Genomic DNA, 23,504 nt, shown 5'->3' with positions numbered 1-23,504 from the left:
GGACCTGACCGCCGGACAGAGGAGATTCGGCTGTGATGGGTCTGGACTCAGGAGGCGCCGCTCATTGCGGCCACCTCGGCCGCGAAGTCGGCGGTTTCCACCTCGATGCCCTCGCCGAGGTTGAAGCGCACAAAACGGCGCACCTGCACGTTCTCGCCCACCTTGCCGGCCACCTGCTTCACCAGTTCAGACACGGTGATGGTGCTGTCCTTGATGTAAGGCTGATCCATCAGGGCCATTTCCTTGAGTCGCTTGCCGATGCGGCCGGCCACGATCTTCTCCTTCATCTCCTCCTTCTTACCGGCCAGGTCGTCACGACCCATCTCGATCTGCTTCTCGCGGTCAGCCACGTCGGCCGGGATGTCCTCGACCTTCACGTAATCGACGGAGGGACAGGCTGCGATCTGCATCGCCACGTTGCGGATCAGCTCCTGGAAGATCTCACCGCGGGCCACGAAATCGGTCTCGCAGTTCACCTCGACCAGAACACCCACGCGGGCACCGGTGTGAATGTAGGAGCCGATGGCGCCTTCGGCGGCGGTGCGGCCCGCCTTCTTCTCGGCGCTGGCGATGCCCTTCTGGCGCAGCCATTCGATCGCTTTTTCGGTATCGCCGTTGGTCTCGGCGAGAGCCTTCTTGCAATCCATCATCCCGGCGCCGGTCTTGTCGCGCAGGGTCTTGACGAGCTTCGCTGAAATCTCAGCCATGGGGTGAGGAATCTGGGGACGGAGAAGAGGGAGACGGTGGCAGCAGAGGGTGGCTGCAGAGGGTGGCAGCGCTGGTGCGGATGGGCGCCCAGCGCTCCCTTGAGCGAAGGGCTCAGCCCTCGTCGCTGTCGGTGGGCTCGCCGGAGCCATGGCGGCCTTCGTTGATGGCGTCGGCCAGACGGCTCAGCACCAGGTGCACGGAGCGGACGGCGTCATCGTTGCAGGGAATCGGCACATCGCAGAGGTCGGGATCGCAGTTGGTGTCGAGCATCGAGACCAGGGGGATGTCGAGCTTGCGGGCCTCGAGCACGGCATTGGACTCCCGGCGCTGGTCCACCAGCACCACCACATCGGGCAGGCGGCGCATGTTCTTGAGACCGCCCAGGTACTTCTGGAGGCGCTCCAGTTCACGGCGCAGCACGGCCGCCTCCTTCTTGGGGCGCATGGCGATGGCTCCGGAGCTCTCCATGCGCTCCAGGTCCTTGAGACGCTCGATGCGCGCGCGCATGGTGGTCCAGTTGGTGAGCATGCCGCCCAGCCAGCGCTGATTCACGTAGGCGGCTCCGCAGCGGGTGGCCTCCTGGGCGATCACTTCGGATGCCTGCTTCTTGGTGCCGACGAACAGGAAACGCTTGCCGCTGCGGGCTGCAGTGCGCACCCATTTGTAGGCGTTGTTCATGCAGACGGCGGTCTGCACGAGATCGATGATGTGAACGCCGTTGCGCGCGCAGTAGATGTAGCGCGACATCTTCGGGTTCCAGCGACGGGTCTGATGCCCGAAGTGGGCACCCGCCTCCATCATTTCGGCGAGAGTGACGACAGCCATGGTTGTGGGGTTTCGGGTTGGCCACCACCTGCCAGGGATCGCGCGGCGGCCGTGTGGGGAGACACCGGGAGCAGTCCCGGCACCCATGACCACGGGGCCATTGACGTGATCACCCGAAACGCGCAGGTGTGCGGTTTGAGGGAACCGGGTTAGCCTATCAAAACGGCGTCTGCACAACCGGGCCGTCTGCCGCGAGACGTTGCTGGCGCGCCTCCCGGAACAGAGCCCGCACGCCGATGCGATTGAGGGGCAGGCGCAGCAGCTCCATGGCCAGGGCTGGCCTGCCGTGACGGATCAGCCAGGCCAGCAGCGGCCTCAGGCTGCGTTCGTTGATCAGTCCGCCGGCCGTGAGCAGCTCCCACAGCACGCGGTGCAGCCAGGTGTACTGGATGATGAAGCGCACCCGGCGGGTGGGGTGCTTGCGGAAGAACACCAGGGCCATCCGGGCCCGCTCCCGCTCCACCCGGATGAGATCGGGGATCTGCGCGACCGTCAGGGCCGGATGCCAGTGATACCCCACCGCCTCCGGGCAGCGTACGAGCCGCACCCCGAGGCGCCGCAGTCGCTCGCCCAGCTCCAGGTCCTCCCAGCCGTAGAGGTGGAAGGCCGTGTCGAAGAGGCCGGCGCGCTCCAGCAACGCGCGCTCGATGGCCACATTGCCCGTGGCGAAATAGGCCCAGGAGAGATCCCGCAGCTTGTGGCGCTCGGAGGTGGGATCCTCGAAGTTCGCCGTGTTGATCACCGCTCCGTAGGTGAAGCAGAGGCGATCGCCGTGGCGCTGCCATGCACCGGCCAGGGCACGGGCATGGCTGACCAGGAAGTCGGGCCGCACCACCAGGTCGCTGTCGATGAACACCACCACCTCACCGCGGGCGGCGGCCACACCGCGGTTGCGGCCCGTGGCCGGGCCCCCGTGCCGCTGGCGGATCAGGCGCACATGGGGCAGCTGCCGGGCATGGCTCTCGATCCAGGCAACCGTGTCGTCGCTGGAGCCGTCATCCACCACCACCACCTCGAAGTCCCGCAGCGGTTCGACCAGCTGCTGCCGCTCCAGCGCCTCAAGGCACTGGCGCAGGATCGGCAGGCGGTTGTAGGTGGGAATGACGACGCTCAGGAACATGTCCCGGTTGCAAACAAAAAGGGGATCCCGTGGGATCCCCTGAGAGCGGGAGAGAGATGGGCCCGGATCAGTCGGCGGCGCCACCGTTGTTGGCCGTGCCGGTCACACCGTTGCCGACACCCTCGCCACGGCCGTCATTGCGCAGCTTGCGCTTCTTGAACTTGCGGGCGTAGGCACGGTTGCGCTCCTGCTTCTCCTTCTTCAGATTGCGGCGTTTCGCCATATGGACGGGCCCTCAGGGGTTTGCGAACCCTCACCCTAACCAACCGCCTCGGCGAGCGAACCGAACAGGCGACCGTCCTCCATGCGCAGCAGCCGGTCGGCCACGTCGAGGATGCGCGGATCGTGGGTCACCATCAGCACGGCGCAGCCCTGCTCCCGCGCCAGGCCCCGCAGCAGCTCCACCACATCGCGGCCGCTGCGGGAATCGAGGGCGGCGGTGGGTTCATCGGCCAGCAGCAGCTGCGGTTCGGCCGCCAGGGCACGGGCGATCGCCACCCGCTGCTTCTGACCACCGGAGAGATCGTGGGGGAGCTTGCCGAGATGGTCACCCAGCCCCACGGCCCGCAGCCACTCCCGGGCACGGTCGCGCCGGGCCCGGTAGCCCAGCTCCGGCAGCAGGTCGGCGCCCATCTGCACGTTCTGCTCCGCCGTGAGGCAACGCAGCAGGTTGTGGCCCTGGAAGATCATGCCGATGCGCCGGCGCAGCCGCTGGCGGCTGCCGCGACCGGCCCCCGCCAGCTCCTGGCCCAGCACACGCACCGATCCCTGCTGCACCTGCCGCAGGGCCCCCACCAGGGTGAGCAGGGTGGTCTTGCCGCAGCCGGAGGGGCCGGTGAGCAGCACCACCTCCCCCGGATCGATGTGCAGGTCCACGTCCTGCAGCACCTGGCGCGCCATGGCCCCCCGGCCGTAGCTGTGGCACAGCCCCCGCACCAGCACACCCATCAGAAGATCTCCGCCGGATCGGCATCGGCCAGCCGCCGCATCGCCAGCGCGGCCGAGGCCAGGCACATCACCAGGATCATCACCAGCACCACCAGGGCGCGGTCGAGGTTCATGTACACCGGCAGGCGGGTGCCGCTGCGCACCAGGGCATAGAGGCCGAGACCTGCGGCATAGGCCGGCAGGTACCCCAGCACCGCCAGCAGCAGCCCTTCGCGGCCCACCACCCGCAGCAGCGAGGGCAGGGGGTAGCCCATGGCCATCAGGGTGGCGTACTCGGGCAGGTGATCGCTCACGTCGGAGTGGAGGATCTGATACACGATCACGCAGCCGACGATGAACCCCATGGCGGCCCCGAGCGTGAAGATGAAGCCGATGGCGGTGCTGGTGCGCCAGTAGGTCTTCTCGAACTCCTCAAAGCCGGCCTTGGTGAACACCCGCACGTCCTCGGGGAGCAGCCGCCGCAGCCGCTCGGCGGCGGCGGCGGCGTCGGCGCCGGGCTCCAGACGGATCAGGCCGAGCTCGATGCTGCCGGGGGAGCTGGCGGGTGTGAGTTCGAGGAAGGTCTCGCGGCTGGTGATCATGTTGCCGTCAGCCCCGAAGGAGGGGCCCAGATTCACCAGGCCCTCCACCCGCACGCGGGTGCCGGCCACCTCCGTCTCCACCACCTCGCCGGCGCGGAAGCGCTCGGCGATCGGCCCGAACTCGGGCCGGGAGCGCTCATCGAAGAGCACCCGCCCGCGCTGGGTGAGCACCTGGGCCTGGCGGGTGAGGGCGGGATCGATGAACAGCGGGTCGGAGGGCTCGAAGCCGAGGGTGAGGATCGAGCGGGTGGTGCGCGTCTCTGGATTGCGCCAGAGCAGCAGGTTCCAGTGCACCGGTGTGATGCCGCGCACCGCCGGGTCGGCCATCGCCTGCACCAGCCGCCGGCGGGGGAAGGCGGCCATGCCGATCGAGCTGATCGTGCGCGGACTCATCAGCACCAGGTCGGCATCGAACTGCCGGTGGATCGTGACGCTCGCGTCGAACAGCCCGTCCCGGAAGCCCAGCTGCATGAACATCAGGATGCCGGCGAAGGAGATGCCGGCCAGAGCCACCGCCAGGCGCATCGGCTGACGGGTGAGCAGCAGCCAGGCCAGGGGAATGCGGCGGCCCCGCCATGCGCGCCAGACCATCAGTTCTCCATCCGGGCGATCACCCGCAGGCCGGTGAGATCGCGCACGCGCTGCGCGTCCTGAGGCTCGAGGGCCACCCGCACCTCGACGATGCGGGCATCGGCGTCCTTGGCGGGATCGGTGGAGAGCACCTCCCTCTGGCGCACCTGGGGGCTGACGCGCGTCACCCGCCCGCGCAGGCTGCCGCTGAAACCGCCGCTCTCGCTGGTGATCAGCACCGGCTGTTCGAGCCGCACCCGGTCCACGTCGCTTTCGTACACCTCGATCAGGGCCTCCATGCGTTCGCTGGCGCCCAGTTCCAGCACCCCGCGCTCACCCGGGCGTTCACCCAGGCGGGCATGCACCCGCAGCACGGTGCCGTCGATCGGGGCACGCAGCTCGGTGAGCACCAGATCAGCGGTGATCTTGCGCCGTTCGGCCTCGGCCTCCTGCAGCAGACCCCGCAGGGCCAGCAGATCGTTCTCGCGGCTGTCCAGCTCGGTGCCGGGGATGGCGCCGTTGCGGGCCAGCTCGCGGTAGCGGGCGATGTCCCGGCTCTGCACCGCCAGACGGGAGCGCAGGTTGGCGATGCGGGCGTCGAGGAGCTCGCGCTGGGCCTTCAGGGGCGGGCCGGTGTCGAACTCGGCCAGCAGCTGGCCGGCCTGCACCCGGGAGCCCTCCTGCACCAGCAGGCGGGTGATGCGGGGGCTGCCGCCGATGCCGCTGATCGGCGCCGCCAGCTGATGCACCTCACCGCTGGGATCGAGGCGCCCGAGGGCGGCCACCGGCTCGGGACGGTTCGGGGCGGCGGCTGGAGGGGGGCTGGCCTCAGGCTGACGGCCGGCGCCCTGACGCTGCAGCACCTGCGTCAGGCCGAAGCCCGCCAGCAGCGTCAGGGTGAGCAGCGAGCCAGCCAGCAGGACGGGCCGGCGCGAGCGGGTCAGGGCTGCGGAGGATCGTCGAAGAGCAGCTCCTCGATGTAGCGCTCCGCCCAGGCGGGATCGAAGGCCTTCTCGAGCACGCGGCGGGTCTTGTCGTTTTGTTTCTGTTGCTTGCAATAGCGGAGTTGACCCTGCCATCGCTCAACCGTAGCCGGATCATCGGCCCCCTGAACCGGGCAGCGGCGGCTGGCCTCGGCCAGGATGCCCAGGGCTTCCCCCACCTCCTCCACGAACGCCTCCTCCTCGGCCGCGCCGGCGGGGCGCACGAAGCGCACGTAGGGGGAGAAGATCGAGCCCCACGGGGGCAGGTCCCGGGGCTGGCTGTAGACGCGCGGGGAGCGGGCCTCCAGCGCGGCACGGATGGCCTCCGGCAGTGACCCGCTCACGGGCGAGAGGTCCATGATCGCCGCCGACACCCCGGCGGGGCTGGCGACGATGTCGGCTCCGAACACGGGCAGGTCGCAGCGCGGATCGGGGAACCACACGCAGTGCAGGATCTGCAGCCCAAGGCCCAGGCGCGCGGTCTCGAGGTGGAGCTTGCGCAGCCCCCGGCTGCGGTAGAGCTCATTGCGGATGAACAGCGCCTCGCCATCCAGGCTGCCGCTGATCGCCTCCAGCTCCGGATCCACCGGCAGGGCGGCCAGCTCCGGCAGCTCGGCCCAGGCGCTGCGGATCCGCTCAGCCAGCCGGTCCACCAGGGGGTGCAGCGGCAGTCCCGGAGGGGAGGAGGCAGTCACGGCGGCGACACCAGCCAGCAGAATGCGGATCCTGCCACGCGCCTGCCCGTTGCCCCTGGCCCCAGCACCTGTGCCCGCTCCGGCCCCGGATTCCGGATCCCCATCTCTGCCGGGCCTGGAGACGCCCCGGATGCAACGGCTGGCCAACGGCGCCCGGGTGGTGAGCGTCAACCTGCCGGATGCGCCCCTGGTGTGTCTCGATTTTTGGTGCCAGGCCGGCAGTGTGTTCGAGGCGGCCGGGGAGAGCGGCATGGCCCACTTCCTCGAGCACATGGTGTTCAAGGGCAGCGCCCATCTGCAGCCCGGTGAGTTCGACCGCCGCGTGGAGGCGCTCGGGGGCAGCAGCAATGCCGCCACCGGCTTCGACGATGTGCACTACCACCTGCTGATCCCGCCGGATGGCGCCGTGGAGGCGCTGGAGCTGCTGCTCGATCTGGTGCTCGAACCGCGCCTCGACGACCAGGCCTTCCAGATGGAGCGCCAGGTGGTGCTCGAGGAGCTCGCCCAGAGCGAGGACCAGCCCGAGGAGGTGGCCCTGCAGCAGCTGCTCGGAGCCGGCTGCCCGCAGCACGCCTATGGGGAGCCGATCCTCGGCCGCCGCGACCAGTTGCTGGCCCAGACGCCCGAGGCGATGGCGGCATTCCACCGTCGCCTGTACACGGCCGACCGCTGCCTGCTGATCCTCAGCGGCTGCCTCGACCCCGGAGCGGCCCATACGGTCGCCCTGCAGGAGCGCCTGGCGGCCAGCAGCCTGGCGCGGCTGGCGCCGGCCGCCACCGGCAGGCGGGCACTGCCGCCGCTGGCGGTGCGGCCTGGGGAGCATCGCCTGCGCCTGCCCCGGCTGGAATCGGCACGCCTGATGATGCTCTGGGAGCTGCCGGCGGCCGCCGACCTGCATGGGGTGATGGGCGCCGACCTGCTCACCACCCTGCTGGCGGAAGGCCGGCGCAGCCGGCTTGTGGACCGGCTGCGGGAGCGGCTGCGCCTGGTCGAGAGCATCGACCTCGACCTGCACGTGCTGGAGTGCGGCAGCCTGGGCCTGCTGGAGGCCATCGCCGAGGAGGAGGACCTGCCGGCCATCCGGCGGGAGATCGAGGCGGTGCTGCTGGAGCTGGCCGCGGAGGAGATTCCACCGGAGGAATGGGGTCGCAGCCGGCGCCTCGTGGCCAACGGCTATCGCTTCGGCCTGGAGTCGGCCGGCGGGGTTGCCGGCACCCTGGGCAGCCAGCACCTGTGGGGTCACGGGGTGTCCCTCGACGCTCCCCTCAGGGACCTGGAGGGCTGGGATGCACCGGCCCTGGTGCGCGAGGTGCTGCCGCTGCTGGCCCCCGAACGGGCCTGCGTGCTCGAGGCGGTGCCGGCATGACCCTCTCCGCAGCACCTCCCCACGGCTGGCAGCGCAGCCAGCTCCCCGGCGGGCTGCCGCTGCTGAGCCAGCTGCGCAGCGGGGCGGGCCTGGTGGCGGCGCGGCTGTGGATCCGCGGCGGCAGCAGCCGCGACCCCCACGGCCAGCGCGGTGCCATGCAGCTGCTGGCGGGCAGCATGACCCGTGGCGCCGGCGACTACGACACCGACGCACTGGCGGAACTGGTGGAAGGCCGCGGCGCCGGCCTGCGCACCGAGGCCAGCGAGGACGCGCTGGTGATGAGCCTCAAGTGCGCCAGCGAGGACGCGGCTGATCTGCTGCCTCTGCTCCTGGCGATGGCCGCCGAACCGCTCCTCAGCCCGGAGCAGGTGGAGCTGGAGCGGGAGCTCAATCTCCAGCACCTGCAGCGCCAGCGGGAGGACCCGTTCCAGCTCGCCCATGACGGGCTGCGGGGATTGCTGTACGGCGACGGTCCCTACGGCCACGACCCGCTGGGCGTGGAGGACGAGCTGGCACGGCTGGGCACGGCGGAGCTGCGCGCGCTGCTGCAGGACCTGGCTGAACCCGGCGCGTTGCTGGTGCTCTGCGGTGATCTCGATCAGCGGCTGCAGAACCGCCTCCAGGAGCTGCTCACCGCCCGACCCTGGCCCACCCGCGCTCCCCGCGCCGAGTCCTGGAGCGCAACGGCTTCGCCAGCGGCAACGCTGGCCCGGCAGGAGCAGGACACCGAGCAGCTGGTGGTGATGCTGGGCGCCGCCACCGTGCCGCTGGGCCACCCGGATGCCCTGCCCCTGCGCCTGCTGCAGGCGCATCTGGGGTTGGGGATGTCCAGCCGGCTCTTCCAGGTGATGCGCGAGCAGCGCGGCCTGGCCTATGACGTAGGGGTGCACATGCCGCCCCGCTGCGCCGCCGCGCCGTTCGTGATCCACCTCTCCAGTTCGCTGGCGCGAGCCCGCGAAGCCTGCGACGCGCTGATCGCGGAGTGGCAGCGGCTGTCAGCCGAGCTCCTCAGCGACGCGGAACTGGAGCTGGCCCTGGCCAAGTTCCGGGGTCAGGACGCCATGGGCCGACAGACCTGCGCCCAGGTGGCAGACCGTCAGGCCCTGGTGCTGGGCCATGGGCTCGGCGAACGCCACGTGGAGGACTGCCTGGAGCGGGCCGGGCGACTCAGGTCCCAGGACCTGCGCGCCGCCGCCCGGCGCTGGCTGGGCCGGCCCGTGCTCAGCCTCTGCGGTCCGGTGGCGGCCCTTGAGGCGGGTGAGCGGGCGTGGGCGGACCTCACCACCTGAGCCAGCCGGACGCGCAACCACGGCGGGCTCAGGTGGGCTGCAGATCCCCGGCCGCCAGCAGAAAGCTGCCGCGCCGGAAGCGCACGGCCACCAGGCCCAGGGCCCGTACCTCCACCACCTGTCCCACCTCATCCCGATCGACCAGATCGGGTGGGCGCAGCATCGGCATGGGATCAGCCGTCTTGAGGTAAGCGGGGCGTTCTCGCAGGCTCACCCGCTGCCCCACCGCCAGCTCCGGGGTGGAAGCTGCGGGAGCGTCATCGGAACGGATGGGTTCAACCATGGACATCCAGGGCAGTGCGGGAACAAAGGCCTGCACCCTGGCACGGGGCCCAAGACCACCGCTGCCGAGCCCATCAGGTGCATCAGCCTTCAGACTGTGGCGAACTGGACGCTGAGCCATTGAGGGCCCTGGCCAACTGGAGCGGAGCGATCGCCGGTCTGCTGCTGATCCTGCTCGGGGGCATGATCCAGGCTGCTGCACCCCTGCCGGTGGGCAAAGGCGGCTGGGCGGTCGTGGCCCTGCCGATCACCCTCCAGGTTCCCGCGCTGCTGCTCACCGCGCTGGTGTGCGGGCATCGCAGCGCCCTGCTGGCGGCGGTCGCCTACCTCAGCCTGGGTCTGCTGCAGCTGCCCGTGTTTCACAGCGGGGGCGGAGCGCGCTACCTGCTGGATCCGGGTTTCGGCTATCTGGCCGGCTTCGTGCCCGCCGGCTGGCTGGCGGGCAAGCTGGCCCGCCAGCCCGGCATGAATGATGTGCTCAAGCTCACGGGAACGGCGGCCTTCGGCCTGCTGGTGATCCAGCTCTGCGGGATGCTGAACCTGCTCCTGGGGGCCCTGGCCGGTCGCTGGAGGGGCGATCTCCTGCAGCTGCTGGTGAGCTTCAGCGTGGTCCCCCTGCCCTCCCAGCTGCTGCTGTGCACGGCCGTGGCTGTGGTGGCCCTGGCCCTGCGGCGTGTGCTGCTCGTGCAACCGTGAGCGGCCCAGCGCGCAGCCCCCGCCGCCTCAGCCTTGGGCTGGCCGCCGCGGTGGTGCTGGCCGACCAGCTCACCAAGGCGTGGGCCAGCGACCATCTGGCCGGGCGGCCGGCACGCCCGTTCATCCCCGGCCTGCTGGAGTTCACCCACACCACCAACACCGGTGCCGCCTTCAGCCTGTTCAGCGGGTCCTCGACGCTGCTGGGTCTGGTGAGCCTGGCGGTGGCCGTCGGCGTGACGGTGTGGATCTGGCGGCAGGGCCGCGCTCCCCACAGCCTGGCCCGCGGCCTGGCCCTGGGGCTGCTGCTCGGAGGGGCCATCGGCAACGGCATCGACCGCTGGCGGCTGGGCGCCGTCGTCGACTTCCTGGCCCTGATGCCGGTGTCCTTCCCGGTGTTCAATCTCGCCGATGTGGCCATCAACCTGGCTGTGCTCTGCTTCGTGATCGACCTGTTCGCGCCGGAGCCCGGTGATGGGCGCAGACGATGACCCAGGCTGATGGGCCAGGCCGCTGATCCACGCTCATGACTGAGGGCGTGCTGCTGGTGCACCTACCCGGCCGGGGCAGCACCCGGCTGTCCCTGCATGCGGGCGTGTACCGCATCGGCCGCGATGCCGGCTGCCAGGTGTCGATCCCCCATGCGGCCGTCAGCCGTCAGCATGCCCTGCTGGAGCAGGTGGGTCGCCACTGGCTGCTGCGCGACAGCGGCTCCACCAACGGGCTCTGGTGGCGCGGCCGGCGGGTGAGCGAGCTGTTGCTCAGCGACGGCGACAGCGTGCGCTTCGGCCCCAGCCAGCAGGCCGGGCTGCCGGAGCTGGAATTCCAGCAGCGTCCCCGACCCCGTCTGGCGAAGGTGGTGCGCGGCGCCAGCCTGGCGCTGGCCGGCGTGGCCGGCATCGGCCTTGCCACCCTGGCCCTGGCGGTGGCCCAGGTGCCCATCCGCGGCAGCCTGGCGCCGGTGCGCGGGCCCCTGAGCTTCTACGACCGCAGCGGCAAGCCGATCGCCAGCGCCGAAGGGCGCCAGCACCGGGAGCTGGCGGCCCTGCGCGACTATCCCCCGGTGCTGGTGGATGCGCTGCTGGCCAGTGAGGACAGCCGTTTCTGGTGGCACCCGGGCGTGGACCCGGTGGGCACCGCACGGGCCCTGGTGACCAACCTGATCGGCGGCCGGGTGCTGCAGGGCGGCAGCACGCTCACCCAGCAGCTCGCCCGCAGCCTCTACCCCGATCAGGTGGGCCAGGGGGAGACGCTGGGACGCAAGTGGCGCGAACTGCTGGTGTCGCTGCAGCTGGAGGCGCGCTTCAGCAAACGCGATCTGCTGCTCAGCTATCTCAACCGGGTGTATCTGGGCGTGGGCTGGGGCTTCGAGGATGCCAGCCGTCACTACTTCGGCAGGCCGGCCCGGGAGCTGAAGCTGGCGGAGGCGGCCCTGCTGGTGGGCCTGCTGCCCTCCCCGAACGGCTACGACCCCTGCTTCGACCCCCAGGCGGCCCTGAGCTCCCGCAACCAGGTGCTCCAGAAGATGGCCGATACGGGCCGCATCAGCCCCGATGCCGGCCGCCGGGCGCGGCGCAGTCCGGTGCAGCTGCATGCCGATGCCTGCCGCACCAGGGAGCTGGGCCGCGGAGCCCCCTTCTACACCGATCAGGTGCGCCGGGATCTGGAGGCGTCGGTGGGCCGCAGTGTCGCCGCCGAGGGCAATTTCCTCATCGACACCCATCTCGATACCGGCCTGCAGGAGCGGGTGGAGCGGCTGCTGCGCCGTCGCCTGGATGGCAGCCGCAGCCTGGGCGTCAGCGAGGGGGCTGTGGTGGTGCTGGATGCCGGCAGCGGCGGCATCCTGGCGCTGGCCGGAGGGCGCGACTACCAGCAGAGCCAGTTCAACCGGGCCACGATGGCCCTGCGCCAGCCCGGCAGCACCTTCAAGCTGTTCCCCTTTCTGGTGGCCCTCGAGCGGGGGGCCAACCCGGGCGACCCGGTGGACTGCGGCCCCCTGCGCTGGCGCGGGCAGACCTTCAGCAGCGACTGCAGCGGTTCGCTGACGCTGGTGAGCGCCTTCGCCCGCAGCAGCAACACCGCGGCGCTGCGCCTCGCCCAGCGGGTGGGCCTGGAGGCGGTGGTGCAGAAGGCCCGCGACCTGGGCATCACCAGCCCCCTGGACCCCGTTCCCGGCCTGGCCCTGGGCCAGAGCGAGGTGACGCTGCTGGAGCTCACCGCCGCCTATGCGGCCGTCGCCAACGATGGGGTGTGGCTGCCGCCCACCACGATCCGCAAGGTGGTGGATGGGGAAACGTGCCCGGGCGAGGAGCCGGATCAGTGCCGCAGACGGGCCGGTGGGGCTGGACGCGGAACAGCCCCTCCGGCTGCCACCGCCGCGCCCGCGGGCCGGCAGGCGGTGCCGCGGGAGACCGCCCGGCGCATGCAGCAGCTGATGCGTGCGGTGGTGCGTTCGGGCACGGGGACGGCCGCTTCCCTGGGCGGCCAGGAGGGGGGCAAGACCGGCACCACCAATGAGAACCGCGACCTGCTGTTCGTGGGCTACGACGCCGGCCGCAGACGGGTGATCGGCATCTGGCTGGGCAACGATGACAACAGCCCCACCAACGCCTCCAGCGCCCTGGCGGCAGGGCTCTGGGGCGAGATCATGCGCTCCGCCGGCAGCTAGGCAGGGGAGGTTCCGGCATGAAGCACCGCACCCGCCTCTGGATCGCCGCCGGCGTGCTGCTGCTGGCGCTGCTGGTGGTGGGCCTGGTGCTCCAGGCCTTCAACCAGCTGATCTGGCAGCTCAGCGGTGTGCTGCCCTACGGACTGGTGGGGCCGGTGGCCCTGCTGCTGGTGCTGGCGGTGGCGGCGCTGCTGGTGCAGCTGGCCTGGCCATGGCTGCGCCTGCTGCGGCCGGGCGGAGCCGCCGCCGCAGGCCGGGAGCGCGGCGGCAAGGGGGCATCCAGACCCGAGGCGCCCAGCACCAGCCGCGAGGCGGCGGCCCGCAACCTGGAGGCGATCGATCAGACCCTGGAGCGGGTGCGCGACGGCATCGCCCGTGAGGCCCTGCGTCAGGAGCGCCAGCGGATGGCCCGCGAACTGGAGCGCGGCGACCTGACCATCGTGGTGTTCGGCACGGGCTCCGCCGGCAAGACCTCCCTGATCCGGGCCCTGCTGCAGGACCTGGTGGGCAGCGTGGGAGCGCCGATGGGCTCCACCACAGAGGCCCAGCGCTACCGGCTGCGCCTGCGGGGGCTGGAGAGAGCCGTGTGGCTGGTGGACACCCCCGGCATCCTCGAGGCCGGTGCCAGCGGCCGGGAACGGGAGCAGCTCGCCCGGCAGCAGGCCAGCCGGACTGATCTGCTGCTGCTGGTGGTGGACGGCGACCTGCGCGCCAGCGAGGCGGAGGTGCTGCGCAGCCTGGCCGGCATGGGCAAGCGCCTGCTGCTGGTGCTGAACAAGTGCGATCTGCGCGGGGATCAGGAGGTGGAGCGGTTGCTGACGCTGCTGCGCCGCCGCGTCCAGGGCCTGCTGCCGCCGGAGGACGTGCTGCCCGCCAGCGCAGCCCCCCAGAGCGTGCCGATGCCTGGCGGGCGGCCGCTGCAGCCGCCCGCTGAGGTGGAGGTGCTGCTGCGGCGCATCGCCGCCGTGCTGCATGCCGACGGCGAGGAGCTGATCGCCGACAACCTGCTGCTGCAGTGCCGCACCCTCAGTGAGGCGAGCAGGTCCCTGCTGGCGCGTCAGCGCCGCGGTGACGCTGAGGCGGTGGTGGAGCGTTACATGTGGATCGGCGCCGGGGTGGTGGCGGTGACCCCCCTGCCGGGGCTGGATCTGCTGGGCGCCGCCGCCGTGAACGCCCAGATGGTGATCGAGCTGGGTCGCGTCCATGGCGTGACGCTGAGCCGGGAGAGCGCCCAGGACCTGGCCCTCTCCGTGGGGCGCACACTGGCGGCCCTGGGGCTGGTGAAGGGCGGCGTGGGACTGCTCTCCGCTGCGCTGAGCCTGAACCTGCCCGCGCTCGTCGTGAGCCGGGTGGTGCAGGCGGTGAGCGCCGCCTGGCTCACGCGGGTGGCGGGGGCCAGCTTCATCACCTACTTCGAGCGCGATCAGGACTGGGGCGACGGCGGCATGCAGGAGGTGGTGCAACGCCACTTCGACCTCAACCGCCGGGAAGGGGCCCTGCAGCGCTTCCTGCAGGAGGCCCTCAACCGTGTGGTGGAACCGTTGCGGCGGCGGGATCGCCAGCTGCCGCCCCGTCCTGAGGGGCGCTGAGCGGCGGCGTGCCGATCCGGGCCGGCGCCGCACCGAGGGCCTCCGGCGGGGGTGGCTGCAGCGGCCCGCGGCTGTCGAGCACCACGATCAGCAGCAGGTAGAGCACCCCCACCAGCACCGAGATGGCGCCGGTGACGATCGCCACCCAGCGGCCGCGGCGCTGCTGGGAGGAAGGTTGTGGCGGCAGGTCGGTCATGGCGTGGCCGGCAGGGTTGCCGCCACCAGGGCGGCCAGGCGCTCCAGTTCGGCGCTGCCGGTGTGGGGGTTGCCCAGCACCGCCTTGAGATGGTGGCGGCCGCGGTAGAGGGGGCGCGAGAGCATCAGGTCGTGCTCCAGGAGCCGCTGGCGTGCGGCCAGGCTCCAGCGCTCGGCGGCGGCGGCATCGCCGTGCTCCGGGGTGAAGGCGAGCAGGTGCAGGGGGCCACCCACCAGGCGCAGGCCGGGAATCGCCGCCAGCAGCTCCTGCAGCGCCCGCCGGCGCGCCACGGCACCATCCAGAAGCGCCTCGATGCCATCCAGCCCCAGCTGGCGCAGCCCCAGCCAGAGCTTCAGCACCTCCGCCGGCCGCGTGCCCTGGATGCCCTGCTCGCCGCCGTGGCCACCACCCCAGCTGGGCTCCATGTAGGGGAGACCGGTGCCGAAGGCAGTCTCCAGCAGGCGGGGCTCCGCCAGCAGCAACAGGGACGAGGTCTTGGTGATGCCCAGCAGCTTCTGGGGATTGACGGTGAGCGAATCGGCCTGCCCCAGCCCGGGCACGCGGCTGCGGTGGGCGTCGCTGAGGGCGAACACGGCCCCGATGGCCCCGTCCACATGCAGCCACACGCCGTGACGGCGACAGAGGGTGGCGATCGCCGGCAGCGGGTCCACGGCGCCGCGCACGGTGGTGCCCGCGGTGGCCACCACCGCGATCACCGGGATCCCACGCTGGGCCAGCCGCTGCAGCTGGCGCTCCAGATGGGCGGAATCCATGGCTCCGGTGGCGTCCACCGGCACCTGCTGAAGCGCCTCCGCCGGCAGACCCATCACCGCCAGGGACTTCGCCAGTGAGACGTGGGCGTCGGCACTGGCCAGCACCACGGCTTCGCTGCAGGCGGCGAGGTTCCTGCTGCGCCGGGCCGTGACCAGGGCCATCAGGTTGGAGAGGGTGCCGCCACTGGCCGGCACGCCACCGCTGCCCGGCGGCAGGCCGAGGCGTTCCGCCAGCCAGGCCATCAGGCTCCGCTCCAGGCGGGTGAGGGTGGGGGAGAGCTCCTCGGCCAGGAGATTGTTGTTCAGACCTGCGCAGACCAGCTCAGCGACGATCGAGGCACCGAGGGCGGGTGGATCGAGATGGGCCAGGGCGCCGGGATGGCCTGGGTTGTAGGCACCGTCCATCACCAGCTGCAGGTCGGCGAGCAGCTGATCGGCAGGCTGGGCCCCCTGGGCTGGCTCCACCGCCGGCATCAGGCTCAGGCCGGGAAGCGGCGGGCGCTGGCCTGCACTGGCCATCCAGGCGCAGAGCCGACTGCTGGCCTGCTCCAGGAAGTCCTGAAGGGCAGGGTCATGCCCTGGCGGGCTGGCGAAGGGCAGCGGTGGGATCCCCCGCTGGGCCTCTGGCGCGGGTGCCAACGGCGGATGATCAGACCGCACCATTGTCACCCGTTGGTTCCTCCATGGTGAGATGCGGCCCCGGCACCCCTGATCATCGGCTGTGGATGGCCCGCCTGCTGCGGCTGGCCGCGCGGGTGGGCGAGGGGGGCGAGATCCCCGTGGCGGCAGCGGTGCTCGATGGCTGCGGACGCTGCCTGGGCTGGGGCAGCAACCGTCGCCACCGCCAGGGCGATCCGCTCGGGCATGCGGAGATCACGGCGATCGGGCAGGCGGCCCGGGCCCTGGGCGACTGGCGCCTGAACGGCTGCACCCTGCTGGTGACGCTCGAGCCGTGCCCGATGTGTGCGGGGGCCGCGGTCCAGGCGCGCGTGGGCACGGTGGTGTATGGCGCCGCCGATCCCAAGCGTGGTGCCCTGGGCAGCACCCTGAACCTGGCCGCCCACACCAGCGCCCATCACCACATGCAGGTGATCGGCGGCGTCGAGGGGGAGAGCGCCCGGCACCAGCTGGAGGCGTGGTTCCGGAGGCGCCGGAGCGCAGCTGCCGCGCTCAGACGCTGACGACGGCGGGCTCTGTGGCGCCGGCACGGAACGCCGGCAGTTCGGTCTCGAACAGATTGAGCAGCCGGTCCACGTTCTCGGCCTGGCTGTTGTAGCCCATCAGACCGATGCGCCACACCTTGCCGGCCAGCGCGCCCAGGCCGCCGCCCACCTCGATGCCGTGCTTGTTGAGCAGGTGCAGGGTGAACGCCTTGCCGTCCACGCCCTCCGGAATGCGCACGGTGGTGAGGGTGGGCAGGCGCAGCTCGCGGGGAGCATGCAGATCCAGCCCCAGAGCCTCCAGACCCGCCCAGAGACGCTCGGCGTTGCGCTGATGGCGCGCCCAGACCTGCTCGAGGCCCTCGTCGGCCAGCAGGCGCAGGGCCTCACGCATGCCGAAGTTCATGTTCACCGGGGCGGTGTGGTGGTACACCCGGTCGCTGCCCCAATAGCGGTTGAGCAGGGTCACGTCCAGGTACCAGTTCGGCACCTTGCCGCTGCGGGCCTCCATCTTGGCTTCCGCCCGGGGGCCCATGGTGAAGGGCCCCAGACCCGGAGGGCAGCTGAGCCCCTTCTGGCTGCAGCTGTAAGCGAGATCCACCTTCCAGTCGTCCAGGAAGAGGGGCACCGCTCCCAGGGAGGTGACGGTGTCCAGCAGCAGCAGGCAATTGTGGCGACGGCAGAGATCGCCGATCCCCTCCATCGGCTGGCGGATGCCGGTGGAGGTCTCCGCATGCACGATCGCCAGCACCGCCGGACGGTGCAGCTCCAGGGCCGCCTCGATCTCCTCGAGGGTGAACGCCTCTCCCCACGGCCGCTCGATCGTCACCACCTCGGCGCGGTAGCGCTCGGCCATGTCCGCCAGGCGCAGACCGAAGTAGCCCTTCACCGCCACCAGCACCTTGTCGCCGGGCTCCACGGTGTTGGCCAGGGTGGCCTCCATGGCGGCGCTGCCGGTGCCGCTCATCGGCAGGGTGAGGCGATTGTCGGTCTGCCAGGCGTAGCGCAGCAGCTCCTGCACCTCACCCATGAGGTGCACGTAGAGCGGATCGAGGTGGCCGATCGGGGTGCGCGCCAGGGCCTGAAGCACCTGCGGGTGGGCGTTGGAAGGCCCGGGACCGAGCAGCAGACGATCGGGGGTGGCGATGGGATCGAGCTGGAGCCGATGGGCGGTGTTGACGGGAGGCAGCGCGGACAAGGGGCCGGATCGGGGAGCGGAACGGGGACAGTAGGCAGCCACCGCAGGGCGGCCGCGGAAGGGGGGCTGCTGCTCAGCGGGCCCGCACGTTGGCGGGCGCCAGCCCGCGGCAGAGATGGTCGAAGGGATCCCGCACCACGGCGGCCAGATCGGCGGCCTCGGCCATCCCGGTCTCCGCCAGCATCTCGCAGACGACGTCGGCCATCAGGGCGATGCTGCGCACGGTGGGGCCGGTGGGCACGCCCAGACTCTTGTACGTGTCATCCAGGCCATTGAGCACGCGCTCATCGAGGATCGCGGGGTCGGCCGCGATCAGGGCGTAGCTGGCGTAGCGCAGGAAGTAGTCCATGTCGCGCAGGCAGGCCGAGAGACGCCGGGTGGTGTAGGCGTTGCCACCGGGAAGGATCAGTTCGGGATCCTCCAGCCACAGGCGCTGGGCGGCCTCGCGCACGATCCCGGCGGCCTCGCGGTTGATCAGCTCCACCGCCGCCAGGCGCAGGGCCGACTGGGACAGGTAGGTGTTGATGCGGTCGATGGCCTCGCGGTCGAGGTAGCGCCCCAGCTGGTCGTAGCGCCCGATCAGACCGGTGATGGCATCCCGCATGGCTGGAGTGGATCGCATGTGCCCAGGCCGGAAGGTAGCACTCAGATCGGGCAAAATCCCTGACCTGACAGGGCTTCTGGCGGATCTGACAGAAACGGTTACGCAAGCGCCGGCCCGCCGGAACCGGCGTTTTGGTGTCAGCCGCTACAAAGCTGGCCCAGGCCGCTCCGTACGGTCCCGCCAGTCCGCCGCTGGGGCGGTCTGTCCCCCCGTTCTCCGCCATGGCCAAAACAGCCCAGGACGTGCTCCGTCAGATCCAGGACGAGGGCATCGAGCTGATCGACCTCAAGTTCGTGGATCTCCACGGCAAGTGGCAGCACCTCACCGTGAGCAAGGATCTCGTGGATGAGGATGCCTTCACGGACGGCGTGGCCTTCGACGGCTCCTCGATCCGCGGCTGGAAGGCGATCAACGAGTCGGACATGGCGATGGTGCCGGACCCCGACACCGCCTGGATCGACCCCTTCTACAGCCACAAGACCCTCAGCCTGATCTGCTCGATCCAGGAACCCCGCAGCGGCCAGCCCTACGGCCGCTGCCCCCGGGCGCTGGCTCAGAAGGCCCTCGACTATCTGGAATCGACCGGCATCGCCGACACGGCCTATTTCGGCCCGGAGCCGGAATTCTTCGTGTTCGACGACGTGCGCTACAGCTCCGGCAGCGGCAGCAGTTTCTACAGCGTCGATTCCATCGAAGCGCCGTGGAACACCTCACGGCTGGAGGAAGGCGGCAACCTGGCCTACAAGATCCAGCTGAAGGAGGGCTACTTCCCCGTCGCCCCGAACGACACCCTTCAGGACATGAGGACCGAGATGATCCTCACCATGGCGGCCCTGGGGGTGCCGATCGAGAAGCACCATCACGAGGTGGCCACGGCCCAGCACGAGCTGGGCATGAAGTTCGCCGAGCTGATCAGCGCGGCCGACAACGTCATGATCTACAAGTACGTGGTGCGCAACGTCGCCCGCAAGTACGGCAAGACGGCCACCTTCATGCCCAAGCCGGTGTTCGCCGACAACGGCAGCGGCATGCATGTGCACCAGAGCCTCTGGAAGGGCGGCAATCCCCTGTTCTTCGGCGAGGGCACCTACGCCAACCTCTCTCAGACGGCCCGCTGGTACATCGGCGGCCTGCTCAAGCACGCCCCCAGCTTCCTGGCCTTCACCAACCCCACCACGAACAGCTACAAGCGCCTGGTGCCGGGCTTCGAGGCTCCCGTCAACCTGGTGTACTCCCAGGGCAACCGCTCGGCCGCCGTGCGCATCCCGCTCACGGGCCCCAGCCCCAAGGCCAAGCGTCTGGAGTTCCGCTCCGGTGACGCCCTCTCCAATCCCTACCTGGGCTTTGCCGCCATGCTCATGGCCGGCATCGACGGCATCAAGAACCAGATCGACCCCGGCGACGGCACCGACGTCGACCTGTTCGAGCTCTCCGCCGAGGAACTGGCCCGGATCTCCACGGTGCCGGCCTCCCTCAACGGGTCACTGGAGGCCCTCGATGCCGACAAGCACTACCTGATGGAGGGCGGGGTGTTCACCGAGGACTTCATCAACAACTGGATCGCCATGAAGTACGAAGAGGTGCAGCAGCTGCGCCAGCGGCCGCACCCCCACGAGTTCGTGATGTACTACGACGCCTGATCCAGATCCCTGCCCCGGCCTTGCGGCCGGGGCTTTTTCATCGGTCGCCGCGACCGCAGCCCTCAGGGATGGCGGATCTGGGCGATGGCACTGTCATGCAGGTGCTTGAGGTGTGCCTCACGCACGGCCCAGGCCTGAACCTCATGGACGGCGTCGGCGCCGGGGTTGGGGTCGTGATGGCGCGTGATCTGAGCCAGCTGGGCCGCGTGCAGCCGGCGGTCGCGCTGATGGTGACGGGCCCAGGCCAGGAATTCCCGGGCCGGACCGCCCTGGCGCGCGGCATTGGCCGGCAGGGGGACGGCCACCGGAGCCGGGCCGGCGGGAATGCGGTTGGCGGTCATGGCGAGCGGGCTCCTTGCTCCGGTACCCACATTGTCGTGCAGCGCTGTATCAACCACTACAGATGGCCCGAAGGGCTTCATAGGTCTTCAACCTGCGCTCCCGCGCCGCTCGCGGCTGCCGTTTCCATCGGCTGGAATGGGCCTGCAACCGCCCTCACCCATGTCCGATCAGCTCACCAGGCTGGCCTACCGCACCCTGCAGCAGGGCAAGGCGCTGTTCGGCATCACCCACAAGGAGGTGACCAACCGCCTGATGGCCGTGCTCGCGCCCGATGGCAGCCCGCGCACCGTGCCCGTGCCGGCCGAGCTGATCTCCCGCCTGCAGGAGTCGATGGATGACCTCCATGCCCGTGACTGGCAGGAGGCCGAGCAGGGTCTCTACCCCGCCTCGCTCCTCTTTGACGCCCCCTGGCTCGATTGGGCGGGCCGCTACCCCCTGATCTGGCTGGATCTGCCCCAGATCTGGAACCGCCGGCGGGCCCGCCGGGTGCGCGACCTGCCCGATGGGGTCGATGCCTCGCTGTATCCCGACTACTACCTGCAGAACTTTCATCACCAGACCGACGGTTACCTGAGCGACCACTCCGCCGCCCTCTACGACCTCCAGGTGGAACTGTTGTTCAACGGCAGCGCCGACCCCATGCGCCGCCGGGTGATCGGTCCCCTGCTGAACGGTCTGCGCAGCTTCGGGGAGCGCCCTGCCGGTCGGATCCGGGTGCTGGACGTGGCCACCGGCACGGGCCGCACCCTGCGGCAGCTGCGCGGGGCGCTGCCGGAAGCCCAGCTGATGGGTCTGGATTTGTCCACCGCCTATCTGCGCCAGGCCAACCGCTGGCTGGCCCAGGTTCCCGGAGAGCTGCCCCAGCTGGTGCAGGGCAACGCCGAACACATGCCCTTCGCCGACGCCAGCGTGCAGGGCATCACCTGTGTGTTCCTGCTGCACGAGCTGCCCGGCGCTGCACGCCAGGGCGTGATCGAGGAGTGTTTCCGGCTGCTGGAGCCCGGGGGTGTGCTGGTGCTGGCCGATTCCATTCAGCTGGCGGATTCACCGCAGTTCTCGGCCGTGATGGAGAACTTCCGCCGCGTGTTCCACGAGCCCTACTACCGCGAGTACATCAGCGACGACATCCTCGGCCGGCTGCAGGCAGCCGGATTCGACGCGATCGAGGCCACCACCCACTTCATGACACGGGTCTGGTCGGCCCGCAAGCCGGCCAGCCCCCTGCAGCCCGCGAGCACCTAGGGGCGCAGCAGCCAGGCCAGCAGCAGCCCCAGGCCGCCCCAGCGCAGGGCCCTCCAGAACGCCGTGGCGCCGCCATCGGCCATGGTCAGTGGCGCCGGCAGGGGGTCGAGCAAGCGCTGGGCGACGGCCAGACGCTGCTGCTGGCGACGCTGGGCCACGCCGCTGCTGCGGCGGGCAAGGGAGGCCTGGGTGAACAGACCGTCCAGTAGATGCAGCAGCCGCACGGGGTGGCGGCGCCGGACGCGCAGCCGATGGCGACGGAACACAGGCGCAGCTGCGGAAGCCGATGCTGCCGGCGAGGTGGCGGAGGGCGGGGACACGGGTACAGGGCAGGGTCAGGCACCCGGAGTCGCGATGCCCACGACAGGATGGAACGCCGAGACTAGGGATGTCCATCGATGCGCGAGCAAGCAGCACAGCCCGCCGCGGAGTCTGGCGGCGAGACTCGCGGTCCCTGGCCGGACCAGGCCGCGGCCCTGGCCGAGGCGCTGCATCGTCAGCTGACGATCGCCGACCGGGACTGGCACGCCCTCAAGAGCCAGAGGCCACGCCGGGGTGCCGAACAGCTGGCCGCAGCCCTGGTGCAGTTGCTTCGGGGTGACGACCCCCGGCGCCGCTCCAGCACGCCGTCCCGCGAACAAGCCATCGCCCTGGTGGAACACGCCCTGCTCTGGCTGCGCGCGGAGGTCAGCGATCCCGGCTGCCCCAGCCACGGCCGCTGAGCACAGCCGCCGGCGAGAGGCGCTCGCGGCGCACGGCCAGCTGCAGCCGGTTGCCGCGAGGGCTCCAGCGCACGTCGTCGAAGCAATGGCGGATGAGGAACAGGCCCCGGCCCCCTTCGGCCTCCGGAGATTCGGGCAGGCAGGCCAGCCGCGTCCGGGAGCTCTCGGGCACACCGTCCCCCTCGTCCTGCACCTGCCAGACCAGCCAGCGGGGGGTTTCGATCCGGCGGATGCGCAGCAGCTTGCCGGGATCCCCGCCGTTGCCGTGGCGCACGGCATTGACCAGGGCCTCCTGGAGACCGAGGTGCAGCTCAGCCTGCAGGCGCAGGCAGGGGACCGGTTCCAGCAGCAGCTCCACCAGCGGGGCCAGCTGCAGCGTGGATGGGGTGATGAAGTCCGACCAGCGGAGCGTCATCCAGGTGGATCCGCAGGGGCCGAACCGACCCTAAGGCGGCCCATGGCCTCAGCCCAGGGGGTAGAAGGCAACAGCAACGAGACGGCAGCGCTGCTCAGCGCCTGCAGCGCTGCACCAGGGCCGGATGCTGCAGCAGGGCATCCATCAGGCGCACACCGCGCAGCTGGTTGATCAGGGGCATGTGACCCTCGGGGGCGTCGATCGTCCACTGAAAGCCGCCGGGGTAGCGGGACCACTGGGAGCCGTCCTTCCAGCCCAACCTGGGCCAGAGGCGTTCCCAGCGGCCGCCGGCGGCCTCCAGCAGCCTGGCCTGCACGGAAAAGCCGAAGCGCCCCCGGGAGAAACAGACCCAGAGGCGATCGAGAGCGTCCAGATCGGTGGCGGGCATGGCCGGCACCTCGCTGTAATACACATACCCCCGCTGCACGGCTCCCGAACCGGCCAGTTCCCGCAGCAGACTGCTGGTGATGCGGTCCGCCTGCTCGAACTCCTGCAGCGCCAGGGCCCGCTGCAGCGGGGCGTAATCCACACCCCGGGCGCTGGTGGTGGCCAGCCAGCCGCCGGGATAGCGGCTGAAGAAGGCCTCGCGCTGAGCGTCATCCCGAGCCACCAGCAACTGAATCAGACACCCCGCGGCCCAGTCGTCACCGGTGGGGTCGAGCGCGGCGATGTGATCGGGGATCAGGGGACGGATGGCCTCGGCCCGCTCCTCCAGCTGGGGCAGCAGGCGCCGCCGCTGCCGCTCGGCTCCGGCCTGGAAGCGGGCCAGCAGCTCCGAGGGGGTGTCCGAGGGACTGACGGTGGCAGTGACCGGAGGGCCGGAGAGCATGGAAACCGAACCAGATCGGGCCAGCGTGGGCCCACTATGTCAGCCACGAGCATCGCAGGCGCAGGT

At 70.7% G+C, this 23,504-nt stretch carries 27 protein-coding genes; 10 read left to right on the top strand and 17 right to left on the bottom strand.

Going from position 1 to position 23,504, the window contains the following annotated elements; genetic code table 11:
• Positions 1–47 precede the first annotated feature (47 nt).
• The 8 genes from tsf to KBY90_RS03355 all read right to left on the bottom strand — a co-directional run bounded on the left by tsf (position 48) and on the right by KBY90_RS03355 (position 6,430).
• On the bottom strand, positions 48–707 hold the full coding sequence (tsf, locus tag KBY90_RS03390) for a translation elongation factor Ts (protein WP_254967056.1): 660 nt from the start codon (positions 705–707) through the stop codon (positions 48–50).
• A gap of 112 nt (positions 708–819) precedes the next feature.
• On the bottom strand, positions 820–1,533 hold the full coding sequence (gene rpsB / locus KBY90_RS03385; RefSeq protein WP_254967055.1) for a 30S ribosomal protein S2: 714 nt from the start codon (positions 1,531–1,533) through the stop codon (positions 820–822).
• A gap of 157 nt (positions 1,534–1,690) precedes the next feature.
• Positions 1,691–2,653, bottom strand: a complete 963-nt coding sequence (locus KBY90_RS03380) for a glycosyltransferase family 2 protein (RefSeq protein WP_254967054.1) — start codon at positions 2,651–2,653, stop codon at positions 1,691–1,693.
• Positions 2,654–2,720: 67 nt separating this feature from the next.
• Positions 2,721–2,876: a hypothetical protein gene (locus KBY90_RS03375; RefSeq protein WP_006910943.1), complete on the bottom strand. Its 156-nt coding sequence runs from the start codon at positions 2,874–2,876 to the stop codon at positions 2,721–2,723.
• Positions 2,877–2,911: 35 nt separating this feature from the next.
• Positions 2,912–3,601: a DevA family ABC transporter ATP-binding protein gene (locus KBY90_RS03370; protein WP_254967053.1), complete on the bottom strand. Its 690-nt coding sequence runs from the start codon at positions 3,599–3,601 to the stop codon at positions 2,912–2,914.
• Entirely contained in the window at positions 3,601–4,773 is a 1,173-nt protein-coding gene (gene devC / locus KBY90_RS03365; RefSeq protein ID WP_254967052.1) for an ABC transporter permease DevC, read from the bottom strand. The genes KBY90_RS03370 and devC overlap by 1 nt, the downstream gene beginning before the upstream one ends.
• Positions 4,773–5,615 (bottom strand): HlyD family efflux transporter periplasmic adaptor subunit, encoded by an 843-nt coding sequence (locus tag KBY90_RS03360; protein ID WP_254967051.1) that lies wholly within the window; start codon positions 5,613–5,615, stop codon positions 4,773–4,775. The genes devC and KBY90_RS03360 overlap by 1 nt, the downstream gene beginning before the upstream one ends.
• A 77-nt stretch (positions 5,616–5,692) precedes the next feature.
• Positions 5,693–6,430: a phycocyanobilin:ferredoxin oxidoreductase gene (locus KBY90_RS03355; RefSeq protein ID WP_396122512.1), complete on the bottom strand. Its 738-nt coding sequence runs from the start codon at positions 6,428–6,430 to the stop codon at positions 5,693–5,695.
• 130 nt (positions 6,431–6,560) lie between these two features.
• On the opposite strand from KBY90_RS03355, the gene KBY90_RS03350 reads away from it, so the two are divergent.
• Both KBY90_RS03350 and KBY90_RS03345 read left to right on the top strand, forming a co-directional pair.
• Positions 6,561–7,796, top strand: a complete 1,236-nt coding sequence (locus KBY90_RS03350; protein WP_254967050.1) for a pitrilysin family protein — start codon at positions 6,561–6,563, stop codon at positions 7,794–7,796.
• Positions 7,793–9,085 (top strand): pitrilysin family protein, encoded by a 1,293-nt coding sequence (locus KBY90_RS03345; protein WP_254967049.1) that lies wholly within the window; start codon positions 7,793–7,795, stop codon positions 9,083–9,085. Before KBY90_RS03350 ends, KBY90_RS03345 begins: the two co-directional genes overlap by 4 nt.
• Positions 9,086–9,113: 28 nt before the next feature.
• Here KBY90_RS03345 and KBY90_RS03340 read toward each other — a convergent pair whose 3' ends face one another.
• Positions 9,114–9,368, bottom strand: a complete 255-nt coding sequence (locus KBY90_RS03340; protein WP_254967048.1) for an NAD(P)H dehydrogenase assembly family protein — start codon at positions 9,366–9,368, stop codon at positions 9,114–9,116.
• A 119-nt stretch (positions 9,369–9,487) separates the two neighbouring features.
• Between KBY90_RS03340 and KBY90_RS03335 the strand changes: the two genes are divergently transcribed.
• The 4 genes from KBY90_RS03335 to KBY90_RS03320 are packed head-to-tail and all read left to right on the top strand — an operon-like array spanning position 9,488 to position 14,317.
• Positions 9,488–10,063 carry a biotin transporter BioY gene (locus KBY90_RS03335; protein WP_254967047.1) on the top strand — a complete coding sequence of 192 codons (576 nt, stop codon included), beginning with the start codon at positions 9,488–9,490 and terminating at the stop codon, positions 10,061–10,063.
• Complete coding sequence (gene lspA / locus KBY90_RS03330; protein WP_254967046.1) at positions 10,060–10,551, top strand: signal peptidase II; 492 nt, start codon at positions 10,060–10,062, stop codon at positions 10,549–10,551. The genes KBY90_RS03335 and lspA overlap by 4 nt, the downstream gene beginning before the upstream one ends.
• Positions 10,552–10,586: 35 nt before the next feature.
• Positions 10,587–12,728: a transglycosylase domain-containing protein gene (locus KBY90_RS03325; protein WP_254967045.1), complete on the top strand. Its 2,142-nt coding sequence runs from the start codon at positions 10,587–10,589 to the stop codon at positions 12,726–12,728.
• A 17-nt stretch (positions 12,729–12,745) separates the two neighbouring features.
• Positions 12,746–14,317 (top strand): YcjF family protein, encoded by a 1,572-nt coding sequence (locus tag KBY90_RS03320; protein WP_254967044.1) that lies wholly within the window; start codon positions 12,746–12,748, stop codon positions 14,315–14,317.
• On the opposite strand, the gene KBY90_RS03315 is transcribed toward KBY90_RS03320, so the two are convergent.
• Positions 14,250–14,513, bottom strand: coding sequence for a hypothetical protein (locus KBY90_RS03315; protein WP_254967043.1), 264 nt, complete (start codon positions 14,511–14,513; stop codon positions 14,250–14,252). The two genes, KBY90_RS03320 and KBY90_RS03315, sit on opposite strands and share 68 nt — an antisense overlap.
• Entirely contained in the window at positions 14,510–15,925 is a 1,416-nt protein-coding gene (locus KBY90_RS03310; protein ID WP_396122511.1) for a pyridoxal phosphate-dependent decarboxylase family protein, read from the bottom strand. Before KBY90_RS03310 ends, KBY90_RS03315 begins: the two co-directional genes overlap by 4 nt.
• An 86-nt stretch (positions 15,926–16,011) precedes the next feature.
• Between KBY90_RS03310 and KBY90_RS03305 the strand changes: the two genes are divergently transcribed.
• Complete coding sequence (locus tag KBY90_RS03305; RefSeq protein ID WP_396122509.1) at positions 16,012–16,467, top strand: nucleoside deaminase; 456 nt, start codon at positions 16,012–16,014, stop codon at positions 16,465–16,467.
• On the opposite strand, the gene KBY90_RS03300 is transcribed toward KBY90_RS03305, so the two are convergent.
• Positions 16,457–17,644 carry an alanine--glyoxylate aminotransferase family protein gene (locus tag KBY90_RS03300; protein WP_254967040.1) on the bottom strand — a complete coding sequence of 396 codons (1,188 nt, stop codon included), beginning with the start codon at positions 17,642–17,644 and terminating at the stop codon, positions 16,457–16,459. The two genes, KBY90_RS03305 and KBY90_RS03300, sit on opposite strands and share 11 nt — an antisense overlap.
• A gap of 73 nt (positions 17,645–17,717) precedes the next feature.
• Complete coding sequence (locus tag KBY90_RS03295; protein WP_254967170.1) at positions 17,718–18,248, bottom strand: allophycocyanin subunit beta; 531 nt, start codon at positions 18,246–18,248, stop codon at positions 17,718–17,720.
• A gap of 221 nt (positions 18,249–18,469) precedes the next feature.
• Between KBY90_RS03295 and glnA the strand changes: the two genes are divergently transcribed.
• Positions 18,470–19,888, top strand: a complete 1,419-nt coding sequence (gene glnA / locus KBY90_RS03290; protein WP_254967039.1) for a type I glutamate--ammonia ligase — start codon at positions 18,470–18,472, stop codon at positions 19,886–19,888.
• 62 nt (positions 19,889–19,950) lie between these two features.
• On the opposite strand, the gene KBY90_RS03285 is transcribed toward glnA, so the two are convergent.
• Positions 19,951–20,229 (bottom strand): hypothetical protein, encoded by a 279-nt coding sequence (locus KBY90_RS03285; RefSeq protein ID WP_254967038.1) that lies wholly within the window; start codon positions 20,227–20,229, stop codon positions 19,951–19,953.
• Positions 20,230–20,389: 160 nt separating this feature from the next.
• On the opposite strand from KBY90_RS03285, the gene KBY90_RS03280 reads away from it, so the two are divergent.
• Positions 20,390–21,472, top strand: coding sequence for a class I SAM-dependent methyltransferase (locus KBY90_RS03280; RefSeq protein ID WP_254967037.1), 1,083 nt, complete (start codon positions 20,390–20,392; stop codon positions 21,470–21,472).
• Here the strand turns inward: KBY90_RS03280 and KBY90_RS03275 are convergent.
• Complete coding sequence (locus KBY90_RS03275; RefSeq protein ID WP_254967036.1) at positions 21,469–21,738, bottom strand: hypothetical protein; 270 nt, start codon at positions 21,736–21,738, stop codon at positions 21,469–21,471. The genes KBY90_RS03280 and KBY90_RS03275 overlap by 4 nt on opposite strands.
• 132 nt (positions 21,739–21,870) lie before the next feature.
• Here KBY90_RS03275 and KBY90_RS03270 point away from each other — a divergent pair, with 132 nt between their 5' ends.
• Positions 21,871–22,194 (top strand): DUF6439 family protein, encoded by a 324-nt coding sequence (locus tag KBY90_RS03270; protein WP_254967035.1) that lies wholly within the window; start codon positions 21,871–21,873, stop codon positions 22,192–22,194.
• Here KBY90_RS03270 and KBY90_RS03265 read toward each other — a convergent pair.
• Positions 22,160–22,609, bottom strand: a complete 450-nt coding sequence (locus KBY90_RS03265) for an ATP-binding protein (protein ID WP_254967034.1) — start codon at positions 22,607–22,609, stop codon at positions 22,160–22,162. The genes KBY90_RS03270 and KBY90_RS03265 overlap by 35 nt on opposite strands.
• 94 nt (positions 22,610–22,703) lie before the next feature.
• Positions 22,704–23,438: a GUN4 domain-containing protein gene (locus KBY90_RS03260; RefSeq protein WP_254967033.1), complete on the bottom strand. Its 735-nt coding sequence runs from the start codon at positions 23,436–23,438 to the stop codon at positions 22,704–22,706.
• Positions 23,439–23,504: the final 66 nt, after the last annotated feature.

Origin of the sequence: Cyanobium sp. CH-040, from assembly GCF_024346135.1 — a bacterium.
GTDB lineage: Bacteria > Cyanobacteriota > Cyanobacteriia > PCC-6307 > Cyanobiaceae > NIES-981.
This window is presented reverse-complemented; position numbering and strand designations above follow the sequence as displayed.